The following is a 24151-nucleotide window of genomic DNA, read 5'->3' on the forward strand; positions in this document are numbered from 1 at the left end:
CGCTGTCGCGGGCCGAAGTCCTCAACTGCGCTCGAAGCCGCGGGCGAGTTCGTAGTCGGTCACCACGCGGTCGAATTCCTCCTGCTCCCATTCCGCCGCGCGGACGTAATGGTCGATCACCGCATCGCCGAAGGCCTCGCGCAGCATCTTCGACTTGCGCAGGGTCTCCGTCGCCGCGCGCAGCGTGCGCGGAATCTCCTTCAGCCGGCGGGACTGGTAGAGATCGCCGGTGACCGGTGCCTCGAGCTCCAGTTTCTCCTCGATGCCCCGGATGCCGGCCGCAAGCTGCGCGGCCAGCGCCAGGTAGGGATTGAGGTCCGAGCCGCCGATGCGGCATTCGACGCGCACGCCCTTCGTGCCCTCGCCGCAGAGCCGGAAGCCGGCGGTGCGGTTGTCGACCGACCATGCGGTCTTGGTCGGCGCGAAGGTGCCCTTCTGGAAGCGCTTGTAGCTGTTCACATAGGGCGCCAGGAACCAGGTGTAATCCGGAGCGTAGCGGATCAGGCCGGCCATGTAGTGGTGCATCAGCTGCGACATGCCGTGCTGCGCATCCGCATCGAAGAAGGCACTGGTGCCGTCCTTCTTCCACAGCGACTGGTGCACATGGGACGAGGAACCGACCCGGGCATGATGCCATTTCGGCATGAAGGTCACCGCGCGGCCGTGCTGCCAGGCGATTTCCTTGGTCGCATGCTTGGCGATGGTGTGGTGATCGGCGCAGGCGAGCGGGTCCGCATAGCGGATGTTGAGTTCCTCCTGGCCGGCCTCGGCCTCGCCCTTGGAATTCTCCACCGGAATGCCCGCGGCATAGAGGTGATTGCGGATCGGGCGCATCACCTCCTCTTCCTTGGTGGTCTGGAGGATATGATAGTCCTCGTTATAGGCCGAGATCGGCTCCAGATCGCGGAAGCCCGAGCGGCGGATGTCGTCGAAGCTCTTCTCGAACAGGAAGAATTCCAGCTCCGTCGCCATCTTGGCCTCGAGCCCCATGGCATCGAGACGGGCGATCTGGCCCTTGAGCAGCGCACGCGGCGAATGCGGCACCGCCTCATGGTGGTGATGGTCGAGCACGTCGCACAACACCATCGCCGTGCCCTCCAGCCAAGGCACGGGGCGCAGGGTCGAAAGATCCGGCTTCATCACATAATCGCCGTAGCCGCCGGCCCAACTGGTCGCGGCATAGCCCTCGACCGTGTACATCTCCAGGTCCGTCGCCAGCAGGTAATTGCAGCAATGGGTCTCCTCGAAGGAGTGGTCGATGAAGTTGCGCGCGTGAAAGCGCTTGCCCATCAGACGGCCCTGCATGTCGACGGCGCAGACCAGCACCGTATCGATGGTGCCGTCGGCGACGGCGGCCTTGAGAGCGTCGAAAGAAAGATTGCCAGCCATTGGAACCATCATTGTCGGTTAAGCGGGGCGCGGGCACGGTCGGTGACGGAAGGGCCGGAGCGGCGAACGCCGCCCCGGCTCGCCGGCATCAGGTGTAGCGGTAAGGCCGCCCGGCCTTCTGCATGTCGGCGTTGTACTTCTTGAAGATCTCCACGACCTTCGCCTTGATCTCGGATTCGGCCGCGATCTCGTCCCAGAACTTAACGGCGGCCTCCTCGACGGTGGCCCACTCTGCATCCGGAATGGTGGTCAGCTCCATCTTGGTGCCGTTGACGCGAAGGCTCGCCTCGCCGCCCCAGTACCACCATTGGCGATAGTAGTGCGACGCATCCATGGCCAGCTGCAGCATGGTCTTAAGATGGTCGGGCAGTTCGTTCCACCGGTCCATGTTGGCGAAGAACGAGCCGGCCCAGGCGCCGGAAATGTTGTTGGTCAGGAAGTAGTTGGTCACGTCGGCCCAGCCGACCGTGTAGTCCTCGGTGATACCCGACCAGGCGACGCCGTCGAGTTCGCCGGTCTGCACCGCGACTTCGATGTCCTCCCAGGGCAGCGTCACCGGCACCACGCCGAACTGCGCCAGGAAGCGGCCGGCGGTCGGGAAGGTGAAGACGCGCTTGCCCTGCAGGTCGGCAAGGCTGCGGATCGGGTCCTTGGTGGCGAAGTGGCACGGGTCCCAGGCGCCGGCGGAGATGTGCTTGACGCCGACCTTGGCGTATTCTTCCTCCCAGATCTCCTTCAGGCCGTACTGGTTGAACAGCACCGGCACGTCCAGCGAATAGCGGCTGGCGAAGGGGAAGTAGCCGCCGAACACGGTCACTTCGGTCGGCGAAGCCATGGAATCGTCATCCGACTGCACCGCGTCGATGGTGCCGCGCTGCATCGCGCGGAACAGCTCGCCCGTCGGCACCAGCTGGTCGGCGAAGAACAGCTCGATCTCCATCTCGCCGTTGGCCGCCTTGTTGAAGGCGTCGATATGCGGCTTGATCACATGCTCGGCGAGCGCTGCGCCCGCATAGGTCTGCAACCGCCACTTGATCGGCGCCTGGCCGAGCACGGCAGGGGCGGCCAGCGTCGAAGCGCCGGCGGCGGCGACGGTGCCGAGGCCCGCCTTCTTCAGAAAGTCGCGTCTGTTGGTCATGTCTCATTCCCCTTTGGTTTCGTTGAAGAGATGCAAGAGCGCGCCCTTTCTGATTGTTGTGATGGCGCGGCGGTCGGTGTCCGGTGGCCAAGCTCCTTCTGCTGCGGTGATGCGTCTCGTTCGGATCTCCTCTGTCAGCGGCCGTAAACATAGTCGGGCAGCCACAGGGCGATCTGCGGAAAGATCATTATCAATGCCAATGCGAGGATCATGACCAGCACAAAGGGCCCGATCGAGCCGTAGATGTCCCGCATGGAGATCTCCGGCGGCGCCATCGCCCGCATCAGGAACAGGTTGTAGCCGAAGGGCGGGGTCATGTAGGCGATCTGGGTGGTGACCGTGTAGAGAACGCCGTACCAGACGAGGTCGAAGCCCAGCGCTGCGACCAAGGGCACGTAGAGCGGGGCGACGATGACCAGCATCGCCGTATCGTCGAGGAAGGTGCCCATCACCAGGAAGGACACCTGCATCAGGATCAGGATCATCCAGGGCGACAGGCCGAGCCTTTCGGTGAAGAGGGTCTCGATCGCCTTGACCGCGCCGAGACCGTCGAACACGGCGCCGAAGCCGAGCGCGGCGAGGATGATCCACATGAACATGCAGGAGATCGCCAGCGTCTGGCGCAGGCAGGTCTCGAACACCGTCCAGGTCATCCGGCGCTTGAGCACGGCGGCGACGAATGCGGTCATGGCGCCGATGGCGGAGCTCTCGACCAGCGAGGTCCAGCCGTTGACGAAGGGCACCATCATCGTGGCGAAGATGACCAGCGGCAGGACGCCGGCGCCGAGCAGTCGCATCTTCTCGGCCCGGGACACATTTCGCTCCTCCACCGGCAAAACAGGGCCGAGCGAGGGCGTGATGCGGCAGCGGACATAGATATAGACGACGAACATGGTCGCCATCATCAGCCCCGGCACCACGCCGGCGAGCCAGAGCTGGCCGACCGGCTGGCGCGCGATCATCGCATAGAGCACGAGGACCACGGAGGGCGGTACCAGGATGCCGAGCGAGGAGCCGGCCTGGATGACGCCGGTGACCATGCGCTTGTCGTAGCCGCGGCGCAGCAGCTCGGGCAGAGCGATGGTGGCGCCGATGGCCATGCCGGCGACGGACAGGCCGTTCATCGCCGAGACCAGCACCATCAGCCCGATCGTGCCGATGGCAAGCCCGCCGGAGATCGGCCCCATCCACACGTGGAACATCTTGTAGAGGTCGTCGGCGATCTTCGATTCCGACAGGACATATCCCATGAAGATGAACATCGGCAGGGTGAGCAGCGGATACCACTTCATCAGCTTCATGGCTGCTGCGAAGGGAATGTCGGAACCGCCGGTCCCCCACAGCGCCAGCGCCGCAACCGCGGCGACGCCGCCGATGGCACCGAAGACGCGCTGACCGGTCAACAGCATCAGCATCATCGACGAGAACATCAGCAGCGCAATCATCTCATAGGACATCAGCTTTCCTCTCCGCGAATGCGCGCGATGTCCTTGATGAGCTCGGAGACGGCCTGCAGCAGCATCAGGAAGAAGCCGAGGCACATGATCGCCTTGATCGGCCAGATGACAGGACGCCAGGCGGTCGGGCTGCGCTCGACATGGCCGATCACCTCGGCCGCGGCGTCGGGACCGCCGGTGACGAAGGCAACCGCCAGATCCTTCAGGAACACGAAAGGTTCGGTGCCGAAATGACCGAGCGAGTAGGCGGTCGAACCGACGCCGCCATACAGCAGGACGCCGAGATAAAAGATCAGCACCAGCACCGTGAAAGCATCGAACCAGGCCTTCTTCTTCACAGACCAGCCGGCATAGAACAGGTCCATGCGGACGTTCGAGCCGAGCTGGACCGAATAGGGCCCGCCGAGAATGTAGTAGGCGACCATGGCGAACTGGGCGACCTCCAGCGTCCACGGGGACGGCAGGAAGACTGTCTTGGAGATCGACGACCACAGAAGCACGGCGACCATGACGAACAGGCCGTACATGACGATCCGCCCGAGGCGGTAGTTGACCGCGTCGACGACCCTCACATAGCCGCGCATCAGGGAGAGCATCATCCGGACCTCCCTTTCGCCTCGAGCTTTTTCAGCGCGGCCTCGAGCGCATGGCCGAGGCGGTCGGCCCACAGGCTCTCGCCGGCGGCGTCCGCGATCTCGTCGTTGCGCACCTCAATCATCACGCAAGGCAGGCTGCGCGCCTCGCCATGGCGGCCGACCGTGTAATAGACCCCATCGCCCGGCGCATAGGGCTCGTTGTCGCCGAGATCGGCGATACCCTGTCTGGCAAGATCGGCCAGCATCGCGTCGGCAACCCTGCGGTCGCGGTTGGACAGGATGCCGACCGGCCAGGGGCGATGGAATCCCTTGTAGAGCGGCGTGAAGCTGTGCACCGAGACGACCACGCTGTCGAGGCCGGCGGCCGCGCGCGCGTCGAGCAGCGTTTCGATGCGCGAATGGAAGGGCGTGTGGGCAAGAGCGATGCGGCGGGTCCGCTCGGCTGCACCCAGATCGCGATTGCCGGGGATCTCGGTCGTCTCGCTGATCGATGGGATCAGGTCGTGTGCGGCGGTGTCGCGATTGCAGTCGAGGACGAGCCGCGACAGGTCGGGATAGACGAGAGGCGCGTCGAACCGGCGCGACAGGTGGCGCGAGACGCCGAGTGCGCCGGGATCCCATGCGATATGGGCGCGGCGCGCCGCCTCGTCCAGGCCGAGATCGCCGTATTCCGGCGGCAACCGGCGCGAAGCATGGTCGCACAGCAGCACGATCTTGCCGCGGCCGCCGACGTTTTCCGCGACCACGACCGTTTCCCCCGGCGTCATGTCGCCGGGCAATAGCTCGCCGTCACGTGCCGCTGTCGGCTCCATCCCTGTCCCCCAGCCGGATATCCTCGCGAAAAACGCAACTGCTGTTCTATTTGTTACAAAATTGCGTTGAATTCCGCTTTCTGTATGATTTGATACATACCCGCGACCGATGTCAATCGGGTTTCCGACAGCGACCGCCCAGGCGCGGCACCCCGGCCGGGGAGGCGGCCTCACGACCATGACATCCCTTGCCGAAGAAATCCGCGAGAGGCTTGGCGAATGCACTGCGACGGAGCGCCGCGCGGCGCTCGCCCTGCTCGCCAACTATCCGGTGCTGGGTCTGGGCACCGTCGCGCAGTTCGCCAGCGCGGCCGGCGTCAGCTCGCCGACGATCCTGCGTTTTGCCGCGCGCATGGGCTGCGGCACCTATGCAGCGCTGCAGACACGGCTGCGCACGGAGTTGGAGGACCAGCTGAAATCGCCGCTGGCCAAGGCCAAGGACGGCACACAGGCAGGCGGCGCGGCCACCGCAGCCGGCCTCGGCGCCGTCGCCGAGGCCGTGCGCGCCAATATCGGCGAGACCTTCCGCCACTTGCCCGCAGCGGAGCTGGAGGCCGTCGTCTCGCTGCTGTCCGACGAGCGCCGCACGCTCTACCTGCTCGGCGGTCGCTTCACCGACGCGCTCGCCCGCTACATGGCCGCGCATCTGCGCATCCTGCGCTGCGGCGTCATGCATATGGCCGGGCAGGAGGGCAACTGGCGCGATGCCCTTCTGGATATAGGACGGCGCGACGTACTGGTGGTCTTCGACATCCGCCGCTATCAGGCCGATCTCGTCCGCATGGCCACGGCCGCGGCGAAGCGCGGGGCAACGGTGGTGCTGATCACCGACAGCTGGCTGTCCCCCATTGCCAGCGTCGCGGCCCATGTGCTGCCGGCACGCATCTCCGTGCCCTCGCCTTGGGACTCCTCAGCAGCCCTGATGGTGATCGCCGAGACGCTCATCGCCGGCGTCACCGCACGCGATCCCGAGCGCAGCGAACGGCGCATGTCGGCGCTGGAAGCCTATCGCGACGAGGAAGACCCCAAGCGCGCCGCGCCGCCGCCGGGCGAGCCTTCCGCAACCGGTTGAGGCAACCGCGCCTCAGCCCCGCCCGAGGCCACGCTGCGCGACCGCCTCGCGCATCACGGCCATGAAGAGCAGCAGGTCGGGCGTGTGCGTCTCGGCGGCGCGGGTCGAGATGCCGACCGGCCCCAGCGTGATCCGTGTATCGACGGCAAGGGCCGCAAGCTGCCCCTCGGCCAGGTCGTTGGCGACGACGCCGTTCGAGATGATCCACACCGCATCGGTGGAGCGGGTGAAGGCTCGCCCGAAGGCGTTCGACACCGTCTCGATCCGCCGGGGCAGGCGACCGATGCCATTGGCCACCATCAACCGCTCGACCAGCGGGCGGATCGCCGCGCTGCGGTTCGGGTAAAGCACCGGATACTCTGGCAGGCGGGCAAGGTCCGGATTGCCGATCAGCGGATGGCCGGGACGCACGGCAAGCATCACCTGTTCGCTGTAGAGCTGCTGGAAGGCGAGGCCCTGCATGGCATCCGGCTGGCCGAGCCGGCCGATCACGACATCCAGCGCGCCGGTCCGCAGCTGGTCGAGGAGATGGCCGTTCGGCCCAGTGACGATATCGAGCGTCGCACCGCGGCCGCGCTCCAGGTAGCGCCCGGCGGCCAGCGGCACGATGCTGGCGGCAACGCTGGGCAGGGCGCCGATGCGCAATTGCCGCTCCGACCCCATCCGCACCTGGTCGATCCCGTCGAGCCCCTCGCCCAGTGCGGCGACCGACAGGCCCGCATAGTGGCGGAAGATCTCGCCCTCGGCGGTGAGCGTCACCCCCGAGCGGCCCCGCTCCATCAGGCTGACGCCGACCAGCGCCTCCAACTCCTTCAACGTCTTGGAAACGGCCGGCTGGGTGATGTTGAGAGCGCTCGCCGCCTCCGTCAGGCTGCGCAGCCGTGCCACCTCCAGGAACGCCTGCAGATGACGCAGCTTGATCCCTGCTCCGACGGGCATTTCGTCTCTCCAGTTATACAAAACGGCGAAATTCTCATTTTACATTACCAATTGCCGCGTCCATCCTGAAGCGAAACACGGTCAGGGAGGATGGGACGTGCTGGCAGTCTCTCGAAACGGGCGCATTCTCAACACGGCCTTCCGGCCTGCACGGGGCTCGTCCCCGGTTCTCGCCTTCTCCAACTCGCTCGGGACCGACTTCCGCATCTGGGACGACCTCGTCACACGCCTGCCGGGCAACTGGGGGCTGCTGCGCTATGATACGGCCGGGCACGGCCTGTCGCCGGGCGGCCTCGGCATGAGCATCGACGACCATGGCGACGATTTCGTCGCGCTGCTCGACACGTTCGGCATCGAGAAGGCGGTGATCGTCGGCCTGTCGGTCGGCGGCTTGATCGCCCAGTCTATGGCGATCCGCTATGGCGCACGGGTCGCCGGGCTGGTTCTGTCCAACACCGGTATGAAGATCGGCACGCCGGAGATCTGGAACGGCCGCGCCGAGGCGATCCGCACCGGCGGCATGGACGCCATCGGCGATGCGACGATGGAGCGCTGGTTCTCCCGCGCCTTCCGCGAGGGGCGCCCGGCCGAGCTGCTGCGCTGGCGGACGATGCTGGTGCACACGCCGGCCGACAGCTACATCGCGCTCGGCAGCGCCATTCGCGATGCCGATTATCGCGACCGCGCGGGCAGCATCGCGGTACCGGTCCTGTGCATCGCCGGCAGCGAGGACAGCGCGACCCCGCCGGAGACGCTGCGTGCGCTTGCCGCCGCCATATCGGGCGCGACATGCGAGGAAATTTCCGGCGTCGGCCACCTGCCCTGCATCGAGGTGCCGGACAGGGTGGCGGACCTGGTCGGCACCCTGGTGGAGCGCGTGACGCAATGAGCGGGCAGGATCCCTTCGAGGCGGGCATGGCGACCCGCAAAGCCGTTCTGGGCGAGGCGCATGTGGCGCGCGCCGAGGCCGCCAGAGACGATTTCGACGGGCCGTTCCAGGACCTGATCACCCGGGGCGCCTGGGGTGGGGTCTGGGCGCGCGACACGATCAGCCGGCGGGAGCGGTCGATGATCACCATCGCGCTGCTCGCCGCGCTCGGCCACGACGAGGAACTGGCGATGCATTGCCGCGCCACCGCACGCACCGGCGCGAGCCGCGAGGATGTCTGCGAGGCCCTGCTGCATGTGGCAATCTATGCCGGCGTGCCGGCCGCAAACCGGGCGATCCGCATCGCCCGGGCCGCCTTCGCCGAAATCGAGACGTCCCAAAGCGGGTCGGGAGGAGACAAGCCGTGACCACCGCCTTCTACCGGCGCGACCGCTCGCAGCAGCCGCTGCCGCTGTCGCCGGGCTACAAGAGTACCGTCCTGCGCGCACCGGTCCGCCCGCTGCATGCGCTGGAGCAGACCGTCCTGGAGCAGACCGGACCGGCGCTCGGGCACACGCCGCTCGGACCGCTCGACCATGACCTGATCCGCAATGCCGCGACCACGGGCGATGCGCTCGGCGAACGCATCTACGTCTTTGGGCGGGTGCTCGACGAGAACGCCCGGCCGGTACCCAACGCGCTGATCGAAGTCTGGCAGGCCAATGCCGCCGGCCGCTACGCCCATGTGCGCGACGGCTATCTCGCGCCGCTTGACCCGAACTTTTCCGGCTGCGGACGCTGCCTCAGCGATGCCGAGGGGCGCTACCTGTTCCGCACCATCAAGCCGGGCCCGTATCCCTGGCCGAACAACGGCTCCGACTGGCGGCCGGCCCATATCCACCTGTCGGTCTTCGGCGAGGCCTTCAGCCAGCGGCTGATCACCCAGCTCTATTTCGAGGGCGATCCGCTGATCCCGCTCTGCCCGATCGTCAACACGATCCCGGACAAGGACGCAGTCGATCGGCTGGTGGCGCGGCTCGACCTGCGCAACCAGGAGCCGTTCGACTGCCTCGCCTACCGGTTCGACATCGTGCTGCGCGGGCGGCGGCAAACCCATTTCGAGAACCGGACGGAGGGCCTGTGATGAACGACCGGCTGAAGGAAACCCCCTCCCAGACCGCAGGGCCTTACGTCCATATCGGCACCGCGCCGCAGGCGATCGGCCGACCGGCACTGCCGCACCAGCCCGGCCCCGTGATCGAGAGCAACACCGGCGAGGCCATCGTCATCGAGGGCCTGATCCGCGACGGCTCGGGTACCCCGGTGCGCGACGCGATGCTGGAGATCTGGCAGGCGGACGGCATGGGCCGGGTCGGGGAATACGGCCTCTTCGCCCGTGCGACCACGGATTTCGACACCGGCATATTCCGCTTCCAGACCGTGCGGCCGGGCCAGCATGCAGAAGGCCATGCGCCACATGTGGCGATGCTGATCTTCGCCCGCGGCATCAACATCCACCTGCACACGCGCATGTATTTCCCGGAAGATCGCGAGACACTGACGAAGGACCCGGACATGCGCCGGCTCGAGCCGGAGGCGGTGGCGACGCTGGTCGCCGCCGAGGACGGCAAGACCGAGGACGGCTTGCCGCTCTACCGCTTCGACATCCGCCTGCAGGGCGAGAACGAGACGGTGTTCTTCGACATCTGAGCCGGCAACGGGACCCCTGACGACAAAGACAGGCGCATCATGGCCGACATCCCCCTCGTTTCGCCGCTCTTTGCGGGCCTGTTCGGCGACGACGAAACCGCAGCCCTGTTCTCCGCCGAAGCGGAGATCGCCGCGATGGTGGAGGTGGAGCGGGCGCTCGCCCGCCTGCAGGGACGCGTCGGCCTGATCCCGGCGGGTGCCGCGGCGGCCCTCGACCGGGAGCTGCCCGGCATTCTGCCGACACCTGCCGAGCTTGCCGCCGGAACGGCCGCGGCCGGCGTCCCCGTACCCGCGCTGGTGGCGGCGCTGCGGCAGAAGCTGTCGCGGCCGGCAGCCGATTACCTGCATTTCGGCGCCACCTCGCAGGACATCGTCGATACCGGCCTGATGCTGCGCCTCGCCCGCACGCTGGCGCTGTTCGAGGCGCGGCTAGCGGACATCGTGGGCCAGCTTTCCGCGCTTGCCATCCGGCACCGGACAACGCCGATGGCGGGCCGTACGCGCGGCCAGATCGCGACGCCCGTCAGCTTCGGCCTGCGGGTCGCGACCTGGACCCTGCCGCTGGCAAAGGCACGGCAGCGCCTTGCCCGGCTGCGCCGCGAGGCGCTGGTCGTGCAGCTCGGCGGTGCCTCCGGCGATCTCGGCGCGATGAACGTGCCCGGACGCGCGGCGGAACTGGCCGGCGCCCTTGCCGGCGAACTCGGCCTTGTGCCATCGCTACCCTGGATGACCGACCGAGAGCCGTTGCGCCGGATCGCCCGCGAAGCGAGCGAGATCGCGCTGGCACTCGGCAAGATCGGTGAGGACGTAATCCTGCTTGCCCGCTCGGAAGTCGGCGAGATCCGGCTGGCCGAGGCGGGCGGCTCCTCCACCATGCCGCAGAAGCAGAACCCGGTCAGGGCCGAGGCGCTGGTGGCGCTCGCGCGCTTTACCGCCGCACAGACGGCGGCTCTGTCCGCCGATGCCCTGCACCGCGAGGAGCGGGACGGCGCCGCCTGGATGGGCGAGTGGCTGGTGCTGCCGCAGGTGATGCTGGCGACCGGCGCGGCGCTGCGTCATGCGCAGGCCCTCGCCCCCGGCATGGAGGCCGATGCCGCACGGATGGCGGCGACCGCCACCGGTGGCGGTGGACTGTCGCTCGCCGAGCGCTTTTCCTTCGCTCTGCTACCGCATGTCGGCCGCGCTGCCGCGCAGGATCTGGTGAAGAAGGCCGCAGGCCTGGTGCGCACCGAGGGCGGTACGCTGGCCGAGGCGCTGTCGCGGCTGAGCGACGCGCCGCTCGACTGGCAGGCGCTGGCCGATCCCGCGTCGATCTCGGGCGTGGCCGCGGCGATGACCGACGAGATGCTGGCCGAGATCGCCGCACTCATGCGCGACGACTGACGTTCTCGTCTAGCGCTGGCCCTTGAAATAAGGTTTCAGCATCGCGCGCGGATAGTCCGCCTTGCGGGCGACCATGACCAGCGCCAGGATCGACAGCAGGTAGGGCAGCATCAGGAACACCTGACCGGGCACGAAGGCCCCGACCTCGGTCTGCAGCCGCACCTGGAAGGCGTCGAAGGCACCGAACAGCAGCGCGCCGACGAGCGCCTTGCCCGGACGCCAGGAGGCGAAGACGGTGAGCGCGATGCAGATCCAGCCACGGCCGTTGACCATGCCGAAGAAGAAGGCGTCGAAGGCGGACATGGTCAGGAAGGCCCCGCCCAGCGCCATCAGCGCGGAGCCGGCGACCACCGTGCCCATGCGCAGCACCACGACCGACAGGCCCTGCGCCTCCACCGCCGCCGGATTGTCGCCGACGGCGCGGATCGCAAGGCCGAGCGGCGTGCGGTAAAGCACGAAGCCGACCACCACGACCATCGCCAGCGCCAGCATGGTCAGCGCCGTCTGCTGGAACAGCACGGTGCCAAGGAAGGGCAGATCGGACAGGACCGGGATGTCGAGCGGCTGGAAGGCGGTGATGCGCGGCGGCGAGGTAACGTCGGGCAACGCCGTGCGGTAGGCGTAATAGCTGAGACTGGTGGCGAACAGCGTCACGCCGATGCCCGAGACGTGCTGGGACAGGCCCAGCGGCACCGTGAGCACCGCATGCAGCAGCCCGAAACTCGCCCCGGCGAGCGCTGCGACCAGCACGCCGCCCCAAAGGCCGGCGCCGAGCCAGGCAGCCATCCAGCCGGCCATGGCACCGGCTGTGAAGATGCCCTCGATGCCGAGATTGAGGATGCCCGCTCGTTCGCACAGCAGTGCGCCCAGCACGCCGAAGATCAGCGGCGTGGCGATCCGCAGCGCCGCCGCCCAGAAATTCGCCGAGACGAGAATGTCGAGGATTTCCATCATGCCACGATATCCTTGCCGGCGGATGCCCTGCGCCCCGGTCCGACCAGTCGCACGCGGAACCGCACGAAGAGGCCGGAGACGAGGACGGCGATCAGCGATGTGGCGACCACAAGGTCGGCCAGATAGTTGGACACGCCGATGGCCCGGCTCATGCTGTCGGCGCCGACGAAGACGCCGGCGATGAACAGGGCCGCGACCACGACGCCGAGCGGCGACAGGCCGGCCAGCATGGCGACGACGATGCCGGCATAGCCGAAGCCGGGCGACAGGTCGGCGGTGAGATAGCCCTTGAGGCCGGCCACCTCGCCGACGCCGGCGAGCCCCGCCAGTGCGCCGCTGAACAATGCGACGCGCACGAAGGTGGCGGTCACCGGGATGCCGGCATGGCGGGCCGCGTCCTGGTTCTCGCCGACGGCACGGATCTCGAAGCCCCACACCGTGCGCGCCAGCAGGATATGGGCGAGCAGCGCGGTAACGAGCGCGACGATCAGCCCGGCGTGGACGCGCATGCGGTCGAACAGCTTGGGCAGCATAGCCGCATCCGCCATCGGCTCGGATTGCGGCCAGCCCATGCCCATCGGATCCTTCATCGGCCCTTCCAGCATCATCTGGACGAAGAGCAGCACGACGAAATTGAGCAGCAAGGTGGTGACCACCTCGTCGGCGCCGAGCCGCAGCTTCAACAGCGCCGGGACCAGCATCATCATCGCCCCGGCCATCGCCCCGGCCAGGAGCACAAGCGGGATCATCACCGCGGGCGGAGCGGAGATCGCGCCGGAGCCGACGGCAACGGCGGCAAGCGCGCCGGCATAGAGCTGGCCTTCGCCGCCGATGTTCCACAGCCTTGCGCGGAAGGCGAGGGCGGCAGCAAGGCCGGTCAGGATCAGCGGGGTGGCCCGCGACAGCAACTCGGAAACGGCGAAGAACGACCCGAAGGCGCCTTTCGCCATCAGCGCATAGGCCTGCAGCACTGGCGCGCCCGCCGCCATGATCGGCAGGGCGGCCAGTGCGAGGGCGGCCAGTGCCGCGGCAACCGGAACGCCGACGCGAAGGAAGGGCGAGACGGTCTCGCGCGGCTCGAAACGGATCATGCGGCCTCCTCCGCGTGGCCGGCCATCATCAGGCCGACGGTGGCGCGGTCGAGCTCGTCGGCATCGCGCGCCACGCTCAGCTGGCCGCGATGGATCACCGCGATGCGGTCGGACAGGGCGAAGAGCTCGTCGAGATCCTCGGAAATCAGGATGACGCCGGCCCCGCGCGCCCGCGCGGCGAGCAGGCGGCGGTGCACCTCGCCGGTGGCGCCGATGTCGAGCCCGCGCGAGGGCTGCGCGGCCAGCACCACCATGGGCTCGGCATCGAGCGTGCGGGCCAGCACGATCTTCTGGATGTTGCCGCCCGACAGCAGCCGCGAGATCGCGGAGCCGCCCCGGCAACGGATGTCATGGGCGTCGATGGCCTCGCGGGCGCGGGCGGCGATGGCGGAGAAGTCGAGGAAGCCGAAGCGCTGGTAGCGCTCGGAGCGGATCTCCTCGATCACCAGGTTCTCGGCAACGCTCATCGCCCCGACGATGCCGTCGCGGTGGCGATCCTCCGGGATCCGGGCGATGCCGGCGGCGATCATCGCGCGCGCGTCCTGCGCCGTGACATCGCGTCCTGCGAGCAGGATGCGGCCCGTAGTGGCGCGCTCGAGACCGGAGACGAGGCGCGCGAACATCGCCTGGCCGTTGCCGGAAACGCCGGCGACACCGAGGATTTCTCCCGAGCGCAGGGTCAGCGACAGGTCCCTGACCGCCTCGCGGCCGGTGCCGGCAGACACGCCTTCGAACGCCAGCAGCACATCGCCGGGGGCGCGCGGTTCGCGCCGGCTGTGGGAGAGCGAATGGCCGACCATCAGCTCGGCCAGCTTCTGGCGGTCGCACTCGGCGGTCGGCAGGTCGGCGACCTTGCGGCCCATGCGCAGCACGGCGACCCGGTCGGAAGCACTGAGCACCTCGGCGAGCTTGTGCGAAATGAAGACAATGGCAAGGCCCTTGCCGGCCAGCTGCCGCAGGGTGGCGAAGAGGCCTTCGGATTCCTGCGGCGTCAATACGGCGGTCGGCTCGTCCAGAACCAGCACACGGGCGTCGCGATACAGCGCCTTGAGGATTTCCACCCGCTGCTGCTCGCCGACCGAAAGGCGCGAGACGCGAAGGTCCAGGTCCACCGTCAGCCCGCTGTCGCGCATCAACGCCTCCAGCCGCTGCCGGTCGGCGCGCGAGGAGGTGGAGGGCGACAGCAGCGGCCTGGTGCCGAGCACGATGTTCTCGAAGGCGGTCAGGTTCTCGGCCAGCGCGAAATGCTGGTGCACCATGCCGATGCCGGCATTGAGCGCCGCATGGGGCGAGCCGGGCTCCAGCGGTACGAGCTGCCCCTCGGGGCCGGCGATGCGCACCTCGCCCTCGTCGGCGACATAGTGGCCGAACAGGATGTTCATGAGCGTGGTCTTGCCGGCGCCGTTCTCGCCGAGCAGGGCGACGATCTCGCCCGCATGCAGGTCGAGATCGACCGCCTCGTTGGCGGTCATCGCGCCGAAGCGCTTGGTGATGCCGGCAAGCGACAGCACGACCTTGCGCTCGTGCGGCCGTGCGTGCAGCGGGTCGCTCATCTCCACTCCGGGGCAGGGCAGGACAAAGACGACCCGCCCCCGATCTCGGGCCGATAACAGGGGGCGGGCCGCGATCAGACGATCACATCGTCGACTTGGGCTCGGCGTCGTTGACGTTGACGCGGAACAGCCCGTCGAGAATCTCTTTCTCCTTCTCGCGGGACGCCTTGACGGCCTCCGCATCGGCAAGGCTCTCGTCGACGACGAAGCTGCCACCGCCATAGGACATGAAGGAATACTGGCCGTAATCCGCCGGCTCGAAGCTGTCGGAGGCCACCGCCTCGATCACCCGGTCGATGGTCGGCTCCATGTGCCACAAGGCGCTGGCGAGGATCGTGCCCGGATAGTCGCCGGCCGTGTCGATCACATTGCCGATGGCAAGGATGCCCTTCTCCTTGGCTGCGTCGGAGACGCCGAAGCGCTCGGCGTAGAGAATGTCCGCGCCCTTGTCGACCATCGCGAAGGCCGACTCCTTGGCCTTCGGCGGGTCGTACCAGGAGTTGATGAAGGTCACGAGGAACTTGACGTCCGGGTTGACCGCCAGCGCGCCTTCCATGAAGGCGTTCATCAGGCGGTTGACCTCGGGGATCGCGTAGCCGCCGACCATGCCGATGACGTTCGACTTGGTCGCCTTGCCGGCGATCATGCCGGTCAGGTAGCTCGGCTCATGGATCCAGTTGTCGAAGACGGCGAAGTTCGGCTGGGCCGGCCCGAAGGACGAGCCCATCAGGAAGGCGATGTCGGGATATTCGGCCGCAACGCTGCGCGCCGCACGCTCCACGGCGAAGGCCTCGCCGATGATCAGGTCCATGCCGCCCTCGGCATACTCGCGCATGACGCGCTCGTAGTCCGTGTTGGCAACGTTCTCGGAGTAGGTGTAGGTCACGTCGCCCCGCGCCTGCGCCGCCTGCAGCGCCTTGTGGATGCGCCCGACCCACTGCTGCTCGACCGGCACGGTGTAGATCGCCGCGACCTTCAGCGGCTTGTCCTTGGCGATTGCCGGCACTCCGCCCGCCATGACGGCGAGCGATGCGACAAGTCCGAGGACGGCCCGGCGCGTCCAGGCGAAATGATCGTTGATTGCCATCTGACTCCCCCTCGCAGGATGCGGCGCTCATGCGCAACTGGCACGGGCCGGTGTTCGTCGGCCGGCAAAGGCGCATGGGCGGCTCTTCGCGCGGCGAGGTAAATTGGACCACATTCCAGGCACGCTCACAATGGAGGCAGATGCCGGCCGCCGCGCTTTCTTGAACAAATGGACAAAGTTTGATCGTTTGGTCAAAAATTGAGCCGGCGCAGCTTTTTCCCGCGGCAGGCGCGCTCTGCTTCCGCTTGTCGTGCCGACGCCCTTGCAGCCTATCCGAGCGGATCTTCCGGCGCCTGCGGCGGCGGGGCGGTCCGGCGGCGGGCCCTCGCCGCCCTTGCACGGGCGACATAGCCCTTCAGGTCGACCGCACCGGTCAGTTGGACGAAACCGGCGAACAGCACCATGCCGGCCAGCACCAGCAGGCCGAGGGCGGCAAAGCGCACCAGCACCGAGGGCGCGCCGAGCAACGGCGCCAGCAACCAGTCGCCGAGCAGCAGGCCGCCGCCCATGGCAAGGCTGGCGAGCGCCAGCAGCGGCAGCCGGCGCCGCGCGCCGTGGTCCATGCGGAAATGGCCGCGCCGCCACAGGGCCGCGCCCAGCAGGCCGGCGTTGACCCAGCCGGCCAGCGACGTGGCGAGCGCGATGCCGACATGGCCGAGGAGGGGAGCGAGTGCCAGCGCCCCGATCACGTTGACCGCCATGCCGATGCCGGCGAACCACATCGGCGTCACCGTGTCCTCACGAGCGAAGAAACCGGGCGAGAACACCTTGTTGAGCACGAAGGCCGGCAGGCCGAGGGCGAAGGCGATCAGCGCGGCCGTTGTGGCGCTCGCCGCCTCCGCGCCGAATTCGCCGCGCTGGTAGAGCACCGAGACGATGGGCTCGGGCACCGCTATCAGCGCGATGGTCGCCGGCAGGGTCAGGGCGAGGGCGAATTCCATCGCCCGATTCAGCGTGCCGTTGGCCTGCCCGTCCTCGCCGGCGCGCAGCGAGCGCGACAGGTCCGGCAGGAGCACCACGCCGATGGCGATGCCGACGACACCGAGCGGCAGTTGGTAGATGCGGTCGGCATAGTAGAGATAGGAGACCGCGCCGGCCTGGGCCGAGGCGATCACCGTGCCGACGACGATGTTGATCTGGGTGATGCCTCCGGCGATCACGCCCGGAACGCCGAGCTTGCACAGCCGTCGCACGCCGGCTGTCAGGCGCGGACGGCGGAACGGCACGGAAAAGCCCATGCGGCGCACGGCGACGACAAGCAGCGCCAGTTGGGCGAAACCGGCGACCGCAACGCCGCCCGCCAGCACCACGCCAAGCGTCGTGCCCGGCTCCAGTCCCGCATACCAGATGCCGGCAAGCACCGAGATCATCACCAGATTGAGGACGACGGGCGCGAAGGCGGCGGCCGCGAAGCGGCGATAGGTGTTGAGGATGCCGGACAGGAAGGCGACCAGCGACATGCACAACAGATACGGAAAGGTGATGCGCGACAGCAGCACCGCCAGGTCGAACTTCGATGGATCTTCGGTAAAGCCCGGAGCAAGCAGAAAGACGAGGCCCTGCATGGCGACGAAGGCGATGGCGGTCAGCGCCAGCAGCGTCCACAGCAGCGCCGCCATTATCTCGCCGGCAAACCGCCGCGCGCCCGCATCGCCCTCCTCTTCCAGCGCCCTTGCGAACAGCGGCACGAAGGCGGAGTTGAACGCGCCTTCCGCGAACAGCCGGCGGAACAGGTTGGGCAGGCGGAAGGCAACGAAGAAGGCGTCCGCTACCGGGCCTGCGCCGGCAAAGGCGGCGATCATCACGTCGCGCACGAAGCCGAGGACGCGGCTCGCCATGGTGGCGCCGCCGACGGTGGCGAAGTTGCGCAAGAGACTGATCGAGCCGGCCATGGGCGGAAGTTCCGTTCAGGAGTGGCAGGAAATTGCATCGACGACCACGGGTGGGCAGGCGTTTCGTCAGGCCACCCCGGCGCGGCGCGGCCGGCGGCGAGCCGGCTCTTCCGCCGCCTCCCCCTCGACCGCTTCGCGCAGACGTTCCCGGATCGCGTCCTGCCGGCCGATATTGCCGATCTTCTGGCCGGTGAGGTCGGTGACATAGAAAACGTCGACGGCCCGTTCGCCGAACGTCGCGATATGAGCGGAATTGATGTTGAGATTGAGGCCGGAGATCGCCCGTGTGAGATCGTAGAGCAGACCGGGCCGGTCGAGGCAGGAGATTTCCAGCACGGTGTAGCGGTTGGACCAGGAATTGTTGACCAGCACCTCCGTCTCGACGCGGAAGGCCTTCACGCGGCTGCGCGAGGCCGCCTTGCGGGCGACGCTGTCGGGCAGCCGCTCCTCGCCGCGCAGCGCCTTCTCGATCAGCCGGCAGACGCGCTCGCCGCGGCGGATCTCGTCGTCGTCGCCCGGCAGTTCGCGGGAAATGTAGATCGTGTCGAGCGCGAAACCGTCCGTCGTTGTGTCGATCTGAGCATCGACGATGTTGGCCCCGGCGACGAAACAGGCCCCGGCAATGGTCGACAGCAGCCGTGGATGGTCGGCCGCCAGCACGGTGATCTCGGTCACCCCCTCGAAGGCATGGGTGACGACACGCGAGGAAAATCCGGTTTTGGCCCGGTCGGCGGCACGGATCATCTCGGCGTCGGCGATCTTGCGCTCCAGCGGCACGCGCAGCCAGTAGGCCGGATAGTGGCGCTCCAGATAGGCGGCAAGCTCATCCCTGTTCCAGGCGCCCAGCGTCTCGGCCAGTTCGCGCTTGGCCGCCTCGACCCGCATATCGTGCGGCAACAGGCTGTGGCCGCCGGTCAGCACCGGCTCGCATTCGTAGTACAGCGTGCGCAGCAACTGGCCCTTCCAGCCGTTGAAGACATTCGGCCCGACGGCACGGATGTCGGCAACGGTGAGAATCAGCAGCAGCTTCAGCCGCTCGACGCTCTGCACCTCGCGGGCGAAATCCTCGATGGTCTTGCGGTCGGCAAGGTCGCGCGACTGGGCGATCGTGCTCATGTCCAGGTGATGCTCGACCAGCCAGGCGACGGTCTCCGTCTCCGAAGGCGTCAGGCCGAGACGCGGGCACAGGCGGCGAGCGATGCGCGCGCCGGCAATGGAGTGATCCTCCGGCCGGCCCTTGGCGATGTCGTGCAGGAACATGGCGACGAACAGGACCTTGCGGTTCTGGATCGTCTTGATGATGTCGGTGGAGAGCGGATGGTCTTCGCCGGCCTCGCCGCGCTCGATCTCGCCCAGCACGCCGATGGAGCGGATCAGGTGCTCGTCCACCGTGTAGTGGTGGTACATGGAGAACTGCATCATCGCCACGACCTTGCCGAAGTCGGGCACGAAGCGGCCGAGCACGCCGGTCTCGTTCATCTTGCGCAATACGGTCTCGGGATCGTTGCGCGAGGTCAGCACTTGCAGGAACAGGCGGTTCGCCTCCGGGTCCTCGCGCACCTGTGCGGTGATCAGCTTCAGCGACCGGCGCACCAGTTTCAGCATTTCCGGATGCAGCATCACCGCGTGGCGGTCGGCAATGGCGAAGAGGCGGATCAGGTTGACCGGGTCCTTCTCGAACACCGTGTCCGAGACCGCGTTGAGACGCCCCTTGTCGATCGCGAAATCCGGCGAGCCGGTCTGGACCTGGCGGCGGGCGCGCGAGGCGATGCGGTCGATCAGCTTCGACAGCGGCTGCGGCGCCTTGGCGTGCTGCTCCTCGAGCGCGGCGCAGAAGATCCGGGTCAGGTCGCCGACATCCTTGGCGACCAGGAAGTAGTGCTTCATGAAGCGCTCGACGTCCTTCATGCCCGGATGCTGGGTGTAGCCGAGGCGGACGGCGATCTCGCGCTGGACGTCGAAGGACAGGCGCTCCTCCGCCCGACCGGTGAGGAAATGCAGATGGCAACGAACCGCCCAGAGGAAATCCTCGCCCTTCTTGAAGCGCTGGAAGTCGGAGCGGGTGAAGACGCCCGCCTTCACCAGTCCCGAGCCGGAACGCACGCGGTAGAAGTATTTGGAGATCCAGAACAGCGTGTTGAGGTCGCGCAGGCCGCCCTTGCCTTCCTTCACGTTCGGCTCGACCAGGTAGCGCGACGTGCCCTGGCGGGTGTGGCGGGCGTCGCGCTCGGCGAGCTTGGCGGCGATGAATTCCGGTCCGGTGCCGGCGACGACGCTCTTGTCGAACCGCTCGATCAACTCGTCGGTCAGCGGCTCCTCGCCCCACACGTGGCGAGCCTCCAGCAGCGCGGTGCGGATCGTCATGTCGGTGCGGGCAAGGCGCAGGCATTCGTCGATGTTACGGGTGGCATGGCCGACCTTCAGGCCCAGGTCCCACAGCATGTAGAGGATGTATTCGACGATCTGCTCGCCCCAGGGCGTCTGTTTGTAGGGCAGCAGGAACAACAGGTCGACATCCGAGCCGGGCGCCAGCGTGCCGCGGCCATAGCCGCCGACCGCGACGATGGACATGCGCTCGGCCGCGGACGGGTTCTTGACCCGGTAGACGTGATGGATGGCGAAATCGAAGATCACACGCAGGATCTCGTCCTGAACATGGCTCAGCCGCTGGGCACAGAGCGTGCCGCCGCCATCGGCAAAGAGCAGCTCCTCGACGCGGGTGCGCGCATCGCGCATCGCCGTCTTCAGCTCGTTGAGAACATGGCTGCGCACGGCAAGGTCGGAGCCGTCGCCGTCGGTCGCCGCGGTCAGCGCCGTCAGCCGGTGACGCAGGGCATCGGCATCGATCAGCCCGGCGAAGGGATCGGCGCTACGGGCGGGGGTCTTCGACGTCATCACGTACAGCGCAGTCCTTCTTGCCGCAGCGTCGCGCAGGCACCATGCCTGCGCAAGGCCTTGCCGGCGGCCGCGATTGCGGGACCCTACGCTTGCCGCCCGCGCCGCTCAAGAGGCGCCGGAGAAGAACAGGAGACCGTGCCGGAGACCTGGCCCACAACCCCAGAGTTGGCCCTAGATCCGGTCCCGCGCCGCCGCGACGCGCAGTTGATGCAACAGATGGGCCAGACTGTCGCGCGACAGGCCTGAAATCTTCGCCGCCAGCAGATTGGCCAGTTCCGTCGCCTCGGGCTGAAGGCCGGCCGTGTCGATGGAGACCTTCGGATCGGAGATCTCGGCGAGGCGCTGCAACTCCTCCGCCTCGTCCCAGATGACGTTGAAGAAGGCAATGATCCGCTGCACCGTATACCAGGTGGGCCGGCCGCGCTTGCCGTGCTCCAGCGCCGACAGATAGGCCGCCGAAACACCCAGCGCCTCGGCCATTTCCGACAGGGTTATGCCGCGCTTCTTGCGCAGCTCGCGCAGCTTGGCGCCGAACGGCGTCATCGTCCCCCCCACTTTCCGCTCTTGCGGATCCTGACATAGAGCGCGCCGCCACCGCCATGTGCGGCGTGGGCCTCCTCGAAGCCCACCACCAGCGGGCGAAACTCGGGGAAGGACAGCCATTGCGGCACGACGCGGCGCAGGATGCCGCGCTCGCCGGCCAGCGGACTGCCGCCGGGCGCGCCCTTCCCTGTGATCACCAGCACCAGGCCGGCACCGCTCGACTGGGCATGGGACAGGAACCCGCGCAGCCGCACATGCGCCTCGGCCTGGGTCAGCCCGTGCAGGTCGATACGCATGTCGATGGCGCGGGTGCCGCGGGCGACGCGGCGACGCTGGCGCGGCTCGAGTGGCGACAGGGGCGGGGGAGACGGCTGGGCGGGCGAACGCAGCGCAAACGCGCCGGAGGCCGCAGGGCCGGCCGGCAGGGCGGCGGCGGGCACCGGAGCGGGAGCCTCTTCCGGTTCCGGCGTCGGCGTCTCGGCACGGGTACGCCCGCGGGGAACCAGCGGATCGACATCCGCCGTCACCTGCTCCCACAGGCGGCGCTCCTCGGGCGAGGGTTGGCGGCCACGGCGGCGGCTCACGGCTTGGCCTCCGGCCTGCGCGGCACCAGCAACATCATGTCCGCCCGGTGCTGGATGCGCCCGGCCAGTTCGCCGGCCTCATCGCCCGAACCGAAGAAGATGTCGCCGCGCGCCGGACCGACAATGGCCGACCCCGTATCCTCGGCGATCATCAGGCGATGAAACTTCTCCTGCTCGCCGTCCGGCCCCAAGGGGAGGTCGGCAGAGACGAAGACCAGCGCGCCATAGGCATGGTGCGCGGCATCGACCGCAAGGCTGCGGCCGGGCAGCAGCGGCAGTCCGGCGGCCCCGATCGGGCCTTCGTGCTCCGCTGCCTCGGTCACCTCGCGGAAGAAGATGTAGGACCGGTTGCGGCGCAGGACGCCGTCGATTTCGTGCGGGTTTTCCGCCAGCCATTGGCGCAGCACCTGCATGGTGACGGTGCCGGGATCGGCAAGGCCGCGCTCGATCATCACCCGGCCGATGGCGCTATAGGGATGGCCGGTCTTGCCGGCATAGCCGACGCGCAGGCTACCGCCTTCGCGCAGGCGAATGCGGGCCGACCCTTGGACATGCACATAGAAGGCGTCGACCGGATCGGCCATCCAGACGAGCTCGAGGCCCCGGCCGGCCAGCGCCCCGTCCATGATCGCCCCCCGGTCGGGCGGCGCGACCAGACGGCCATTGCCGTTCGAAAAGGCAAATGGCGCGTCCTTGGGCAATCCGTCCGGCGCCGGTCGGCCGGCAAGGGGCACAAGCTCGGGCGGGCGGGCCAGAAGCGGCGTGTCGTAGCCGTCGCCTGGCCGGCGCGAGCCGTCGTATTCGGGCTCGAAATAGCCGGTAACGAACCCGTCGGCGAGGATGCGGCGCGGCTCGAAATGACGTTCCAGGAAGGTGCGGGCGGCCAGCGGCTCGCCGCTGTCGGCGGCGGCCTGCGCCGGAGCGCAAAGATGCGACAGTTCGCGGGGAAGCTCCGCCCGCCGGTCCCGGCAATGGCGCAGGAAGGCAGCAAGGGCGGCACGATGGTCGTCGCCGGCCCAGCCGGGAAGCTCCGCGAAACTCAGGGGCGCAGACAGCATGAGAGGGTTTCCGCGCGCCAGAGCCGGGACCGTCGCAACGGTGCCGGCGAGCAGTGCCGCCGCCAGGCCGGCAGCAAGGGCCATCCGGCCGGCGGCACGCAAGTCACTCGACCGATTCGGTCGCCACCAGACGCCAGTTGGGGTCCCGCGAGGTGGTATCGCGGGCAAAGGTCCATATGTCGGTGACGTCGCTGACCGCGTTCGGGTCGCCGTCGACGATGGCGCCGTCGCGGTCGCGGGTTGCGGAGATCAATTCGGAGCGGAACTTGACGGTCACCTGCGCGGTGGAGCCCTTCAGGGCAGCTTCGACGATGTCCGCCTTGTCGATGCCGACGAAGGTGGACTCGATGGTCTCGCCGCGCGACTCGCGGTCGGAAATCGCCGCGACGAAACCCTCGTAGACTTCCTTCGAGAGCAGGTTCTTCAGCGTCTTGCGGTCGCCGTTGGCGAAGGCGGTGACGATCATCTCATAGGCCGCGCGGGCGCCCTGCAGGAAACCCTGGGGCTCGAAGGAGCGGTCGACGGACAGGATCTGGCGAAGGGCCTGGTTGAGCGCGCTTCCCTCCGGCGCCACCTTGTCGAGCGTCGCCGAGGTCGGAGCCGGCGACGGGCCGCCCTGCGGGGCCGTCTGCCCGGGCAGCGGGATGACGTTGTCGTCCTGGGCAGGACCGCCAGCCCCATTGTCGCGCTCGGGTGCGGAATAGGGATCGAAGGGCGGGCGCTCGTTGCCGGTGCGCCGCCCCAGAACGCTGCGCAGCCTGAAGAAGATCACGACCGCCAGGACCAGGAAGATGATAGTGGTGATGTCGTTGAACATATGATCCGTTTCACATCCGGCCGATTGCGTCGCAGACGCCGTCACGGCGTTCCGCCCGTCGGGTTCGTTGCAGCCTGTGCAGCGGGCCGGCACCGGCGCCCCGCAGGGCAAGCCGCAGCATCGCCCATCCTAGCTTATGTAAGCCCCCTTGAACCAACATCCAGCCTCCAAGACAAGTGTCGGACGCTGTTTTCGTCGTTCGAAAACACATAAAGCTCGCATTTGCGTCACTTGGTCCCTAACTGAGAGGCGAATATCTCCTAACGGCACCCTGTGCCGGGAGCGAGCCGAGACCTGAGCACATATCATC

Annotated in this window: 22 protein-coding genes; 6 read left to right on the forward strand and 16 right to left on the reverse strand. The window is 67.9% G+C overall.

Annotated elements, in window-relative coordinates:
• Positions 1-21 precede the first annotated feature (21 nt).
• The 5 genes from MNI96_RS06765 to MNI96_RS06785 form a co-directional block, all read right to left on the reverse strand.
• Positions 22-1389 (reverse strand): glutamine synthetase family protein, encoded by a 1368-nt coding sequence (locus tag MNI96_RS06765; protein ID WP_249691537.1) that lies wholly within the window; start codon positions 1387-1389, stop codon positions 22-24.
• 88 nt (positions 1390-1477) lie between these two features.
• A complete protein-coding gene (locus MNI96_RS06770) occupies positions 1478-2527 on the reverse strand; it encodes a TRAP transporter substrate-binding protein (RefSeq protein ID WP_249691539.1) in 1050 nt (349 codons plus the stop codon).
• A 134-nt stretch (positions 2528-2661) separates the two neighbouring features.
• Entirely contained in the window at positions 2662-3984 is a 1323-nt protein-coding gene (locus MNI96_RS06775; RefSeq protein ID WP_249691541.1) for a TRAP transporter large permease, read from the reverse strand.
• Positions 3984-4580: a TRAP transporter small permease subunit gene (locus tag MNI96_RS06780; protein ID WP_249692196.1), complete on the reverse strand. Its 597-nt coding sequence runs from the start codon at positions 4578-4580 to the stop codon at positions 3984-3986. Before MNI96_RS06780 ends, MNI96_RS06775 begins: the two co-directional genes overlap by 1 nt.
• Positions 4580-5347, reverse strand: coding sequence for an N-formylglutamate amidohydrolase (locus MNI96_RS06785; protein ID WP_502960316.1), 768 nt, complete (start codon positions 5345-5347; stop codon positions 4580-4582). Before MNI96_RS06785 ends, MNI96_RS06780 begins: the two co-directional genes overlap by 1 nt.
• 223 nt (positions 5348-5570) lie before the next feature.
• On the opposite strand from MNI96_RS06785, the gene MNI96_RS06790 reads away from it, so the two are divergent.
• Positions 5571-6464, forward strand: a complete 894-nt coding sequence (locus tag MNI96_RS06790) for a MurR/RpiR family transcriptional regulator (protein WP_249691543.1) — start codon at positions 5571-5573, stop codon at positions 6462-6464.
• Between the two features lie 12 nt (positions 6465-6476).
• Here the strand turns inward: MNI96_RS06790 and pcaQ are convergent, their stop codons facing one another.
• On the reverse strand, positions 6477-7403 hold the full coding sequence (gene pcaQ / locus MNI96_RS06795; protein WP_249691544.1) for a pca operon transcription factor PcaQ: 927 nt from the start codon (positions 7401-7403) through the stop codon (positions 6477-6479).
• A gap of 97 nt (positions 7404-7500) precedes the next feature.
• Between pcaQ and pcaD the strand changes: the two genes are divergently transcribed.
• Genes pcaD through MNI96_RS06820 form a run of 5 tightly spaced genes read left to right on the forward strand, consistent with a single transcriptional unit; the run spans position 7501 to position 11364 of the window.
• Positions 7501-8292: a 3-oxoadipate enol-lactonase gene (gene pcaD, locus MNI96_RS06800; RefSeq protein WP_249691545.1), complete on the forward strand. Its 792-nt coding sequence runs from the start codon at positions 7501-7503 to the stop codon at positions 8290-8292.
• The gene (gene pcaC / locus MNI96_RS06805) at positions 8289-8699 is read left to right on the forward strand and encodes a 4-carboxymuconolactone decarboxylase (RefSeq protein ID WP_249691546.1); all 411 of its coding nucleotides are present in this window, start codon (positions 8289-8291) and stop codon (positions 8697-8699) included. Before pcaD ends, pcaC begins: the two co-directional genes overlap by 4 nt.
• Positions 8696-9415, forward strand: coding sequence for a protocatechuate 3,4-dioxygenase subunit beta (gene pcaH, locus MNI96_RS06810; RefSeq protein WP_249691547.1), 720 nt, complete (start codon positions 8696-8698; stop codon positions 9413-9415). Before pcaC ends, pcaH begins: the two co-directional genes overlap by 4 nt.
• Positions 9415-9981, forward strand: coding sequence for a protocatechuate 3,4-dioxygenase subunit alpha (gene pcaG, locus MNI96_RS06815; RefSeq protein ID WP_249691549.1), 567 nt, complete (start codon positions 9415-9417; stop codon positions 9979-9981). Before pcaH ends, pcaG begins: the two co-directional genes overlap by 1 nt.
• A 39-nt stretch (positions 9982-10020) precedes the next feature.
• Positions 10021-11364: a lyase family protein gene (locus MNI96_RS06820; protein ID WP_249691550.1), complete on the forward strand. Its 1344-nt coding sequence runs from the start codon at positions 10021-10023 to the stop codon at positions 11362-11364.
• Between the two features lie 9 nt (positions 11365-11373).
• Here the strand turns inward: MNI96_RS06820 and MNI96_RS06825 are convergent, their stop codons facing one another.
• The 10 genes from MNI96_RS06825 to MNI96_RS06870 form a co-directional block, all read right to left on the reverse strand.
• Complete coding sequence (locus MNI96_RS06825) at positions 11374-12318, reverse strand: ABC transporter permease (RefSeq protein WP_249691552.1); 945 nt, start codon at positions 12316-12318, stop codon at positions 11374-11376.
• Positions 12315-13409 carry an ABC transporter permease gene (locus MNI96_RS06830; protein ID WP_249691554.1) on the reverse strand — a complete coding sequence of 365 codons (1095 nt, stop codon included), beginning with the start codon at positions 13407-13409 and terminating at the stop codon, positions 12315-12317. The genes MNI96_RS06825 and MNI96_RS06830 overlap by 4 nt, the downstream gene beginning before the upstream one ends.
• Positions 13406-14962 carry an ABC transporter ATP-binding protein gene (locus MNI96_RS06835; protein ID WP_249691556.1) on the reverse strand — a complete coding sequence of 519 codons (1557 nt, stop codon included), beginning with the start codon at positions 14960-14962 and terminating at the stop codon, positions 13406-13408. Before MNI96_RS06835 ends, MNI96_RS06830 begins: the two co-directional genes overlap by 4 nt.
• Positions 14963-15044: 82 nt before the next feature.
• Positions 15045-16049, reverse strand: a complete 1005-nt coding sequence (locus tag MNI96_RS06840; protein ID WP_502960309.1) for a BMP family protein — start codon at positions 16047-16049, stop codon at positions 15045-15047.
• Positions 16050-16318: 269 nt separating this feature from the next.
• Positions 16319-17941, reverse strand: coding sequence for a murein biosynthesis integral membrane protein MurJ (gene murJ / locus MNI96_RS06845; RefSeq protein WP_249691557.1), 1623 nt, complete (start codon positions 17939-17941; stop codon positions 16319-16321).
• Between the two features lie 66 nt (positions 17942-18007).
• Positions 18008-20836, reverse strand: a complete 2829-nt coding sequence (locus tag MNI96_RS06850; RefSeq protein ID WP_249691559.1) for a [protein-PII] uridylyltransferase — start codon at positions 20834-20836, stop codon at positions 18008-18010.
• A gap of 174 nt (positions 20837-21010) precedes the next feature.
• Complete coding sequence (locus tag MNI96_RS06855; protein WP_067224598.1) at positions 21011-21382, reverse strand: helix-turn-helix domain-containing protein; 372 nt, start codon at positions 21380-21382, stop codon at positions 21011-21013.
• Positions 21379-21966 carry a Smr/MutS family protein gene (locus MNI96_RS06860; protein WP_249691561.1) on the reverse strand — a complete coding sequence of 196 codons (588 nt, stop codon included), beginning with the start codon at positions 21964-21966 and terminating at the stop codon, positions 21379-21381. Before MNI96_RS06860 ends, MNI96_RS06855 begins: the two co-directional genes overlap by 4 nt.
• On the reverse strand, positions 21963-23024 hold the full coding sequence (gene mltA / locus MNI96_RS06865) for a murein transglycosylase A (protein WP_249691563.1): 1062 nt from the start codon (positions 23022-23024) through the stop codon (positions 21963-21965). Before mltA ends, MNI96_RS06860 begins: the two co-directional genes overlap by 4 nt.
• A gap of 103 nt (positions 23025-23127) precedes the next feature.
• Positions 23128-23841 (reverse strand): Tim44/TimA family putative adaptor protein, encoded by a 714-nt coding sequence (locus tag MNI96_RS06870; protein ID WP_249691565.1) that lies wholly within the window; start codon positions 23839-23841, stop codon positions 23128-23130.
• Positions 23842-24151: the final 310 nt, after the last annotated feature.

The sequence above is a fragment of the Stappia sp. WLB 29 genome (assembly GCF_023507705.1).
Taxonomy (GTDB): Bacteria; Pseudomonadota; Alphaproteobacteria; order Rhizobiales; family Stappiaceae; genus Stappia.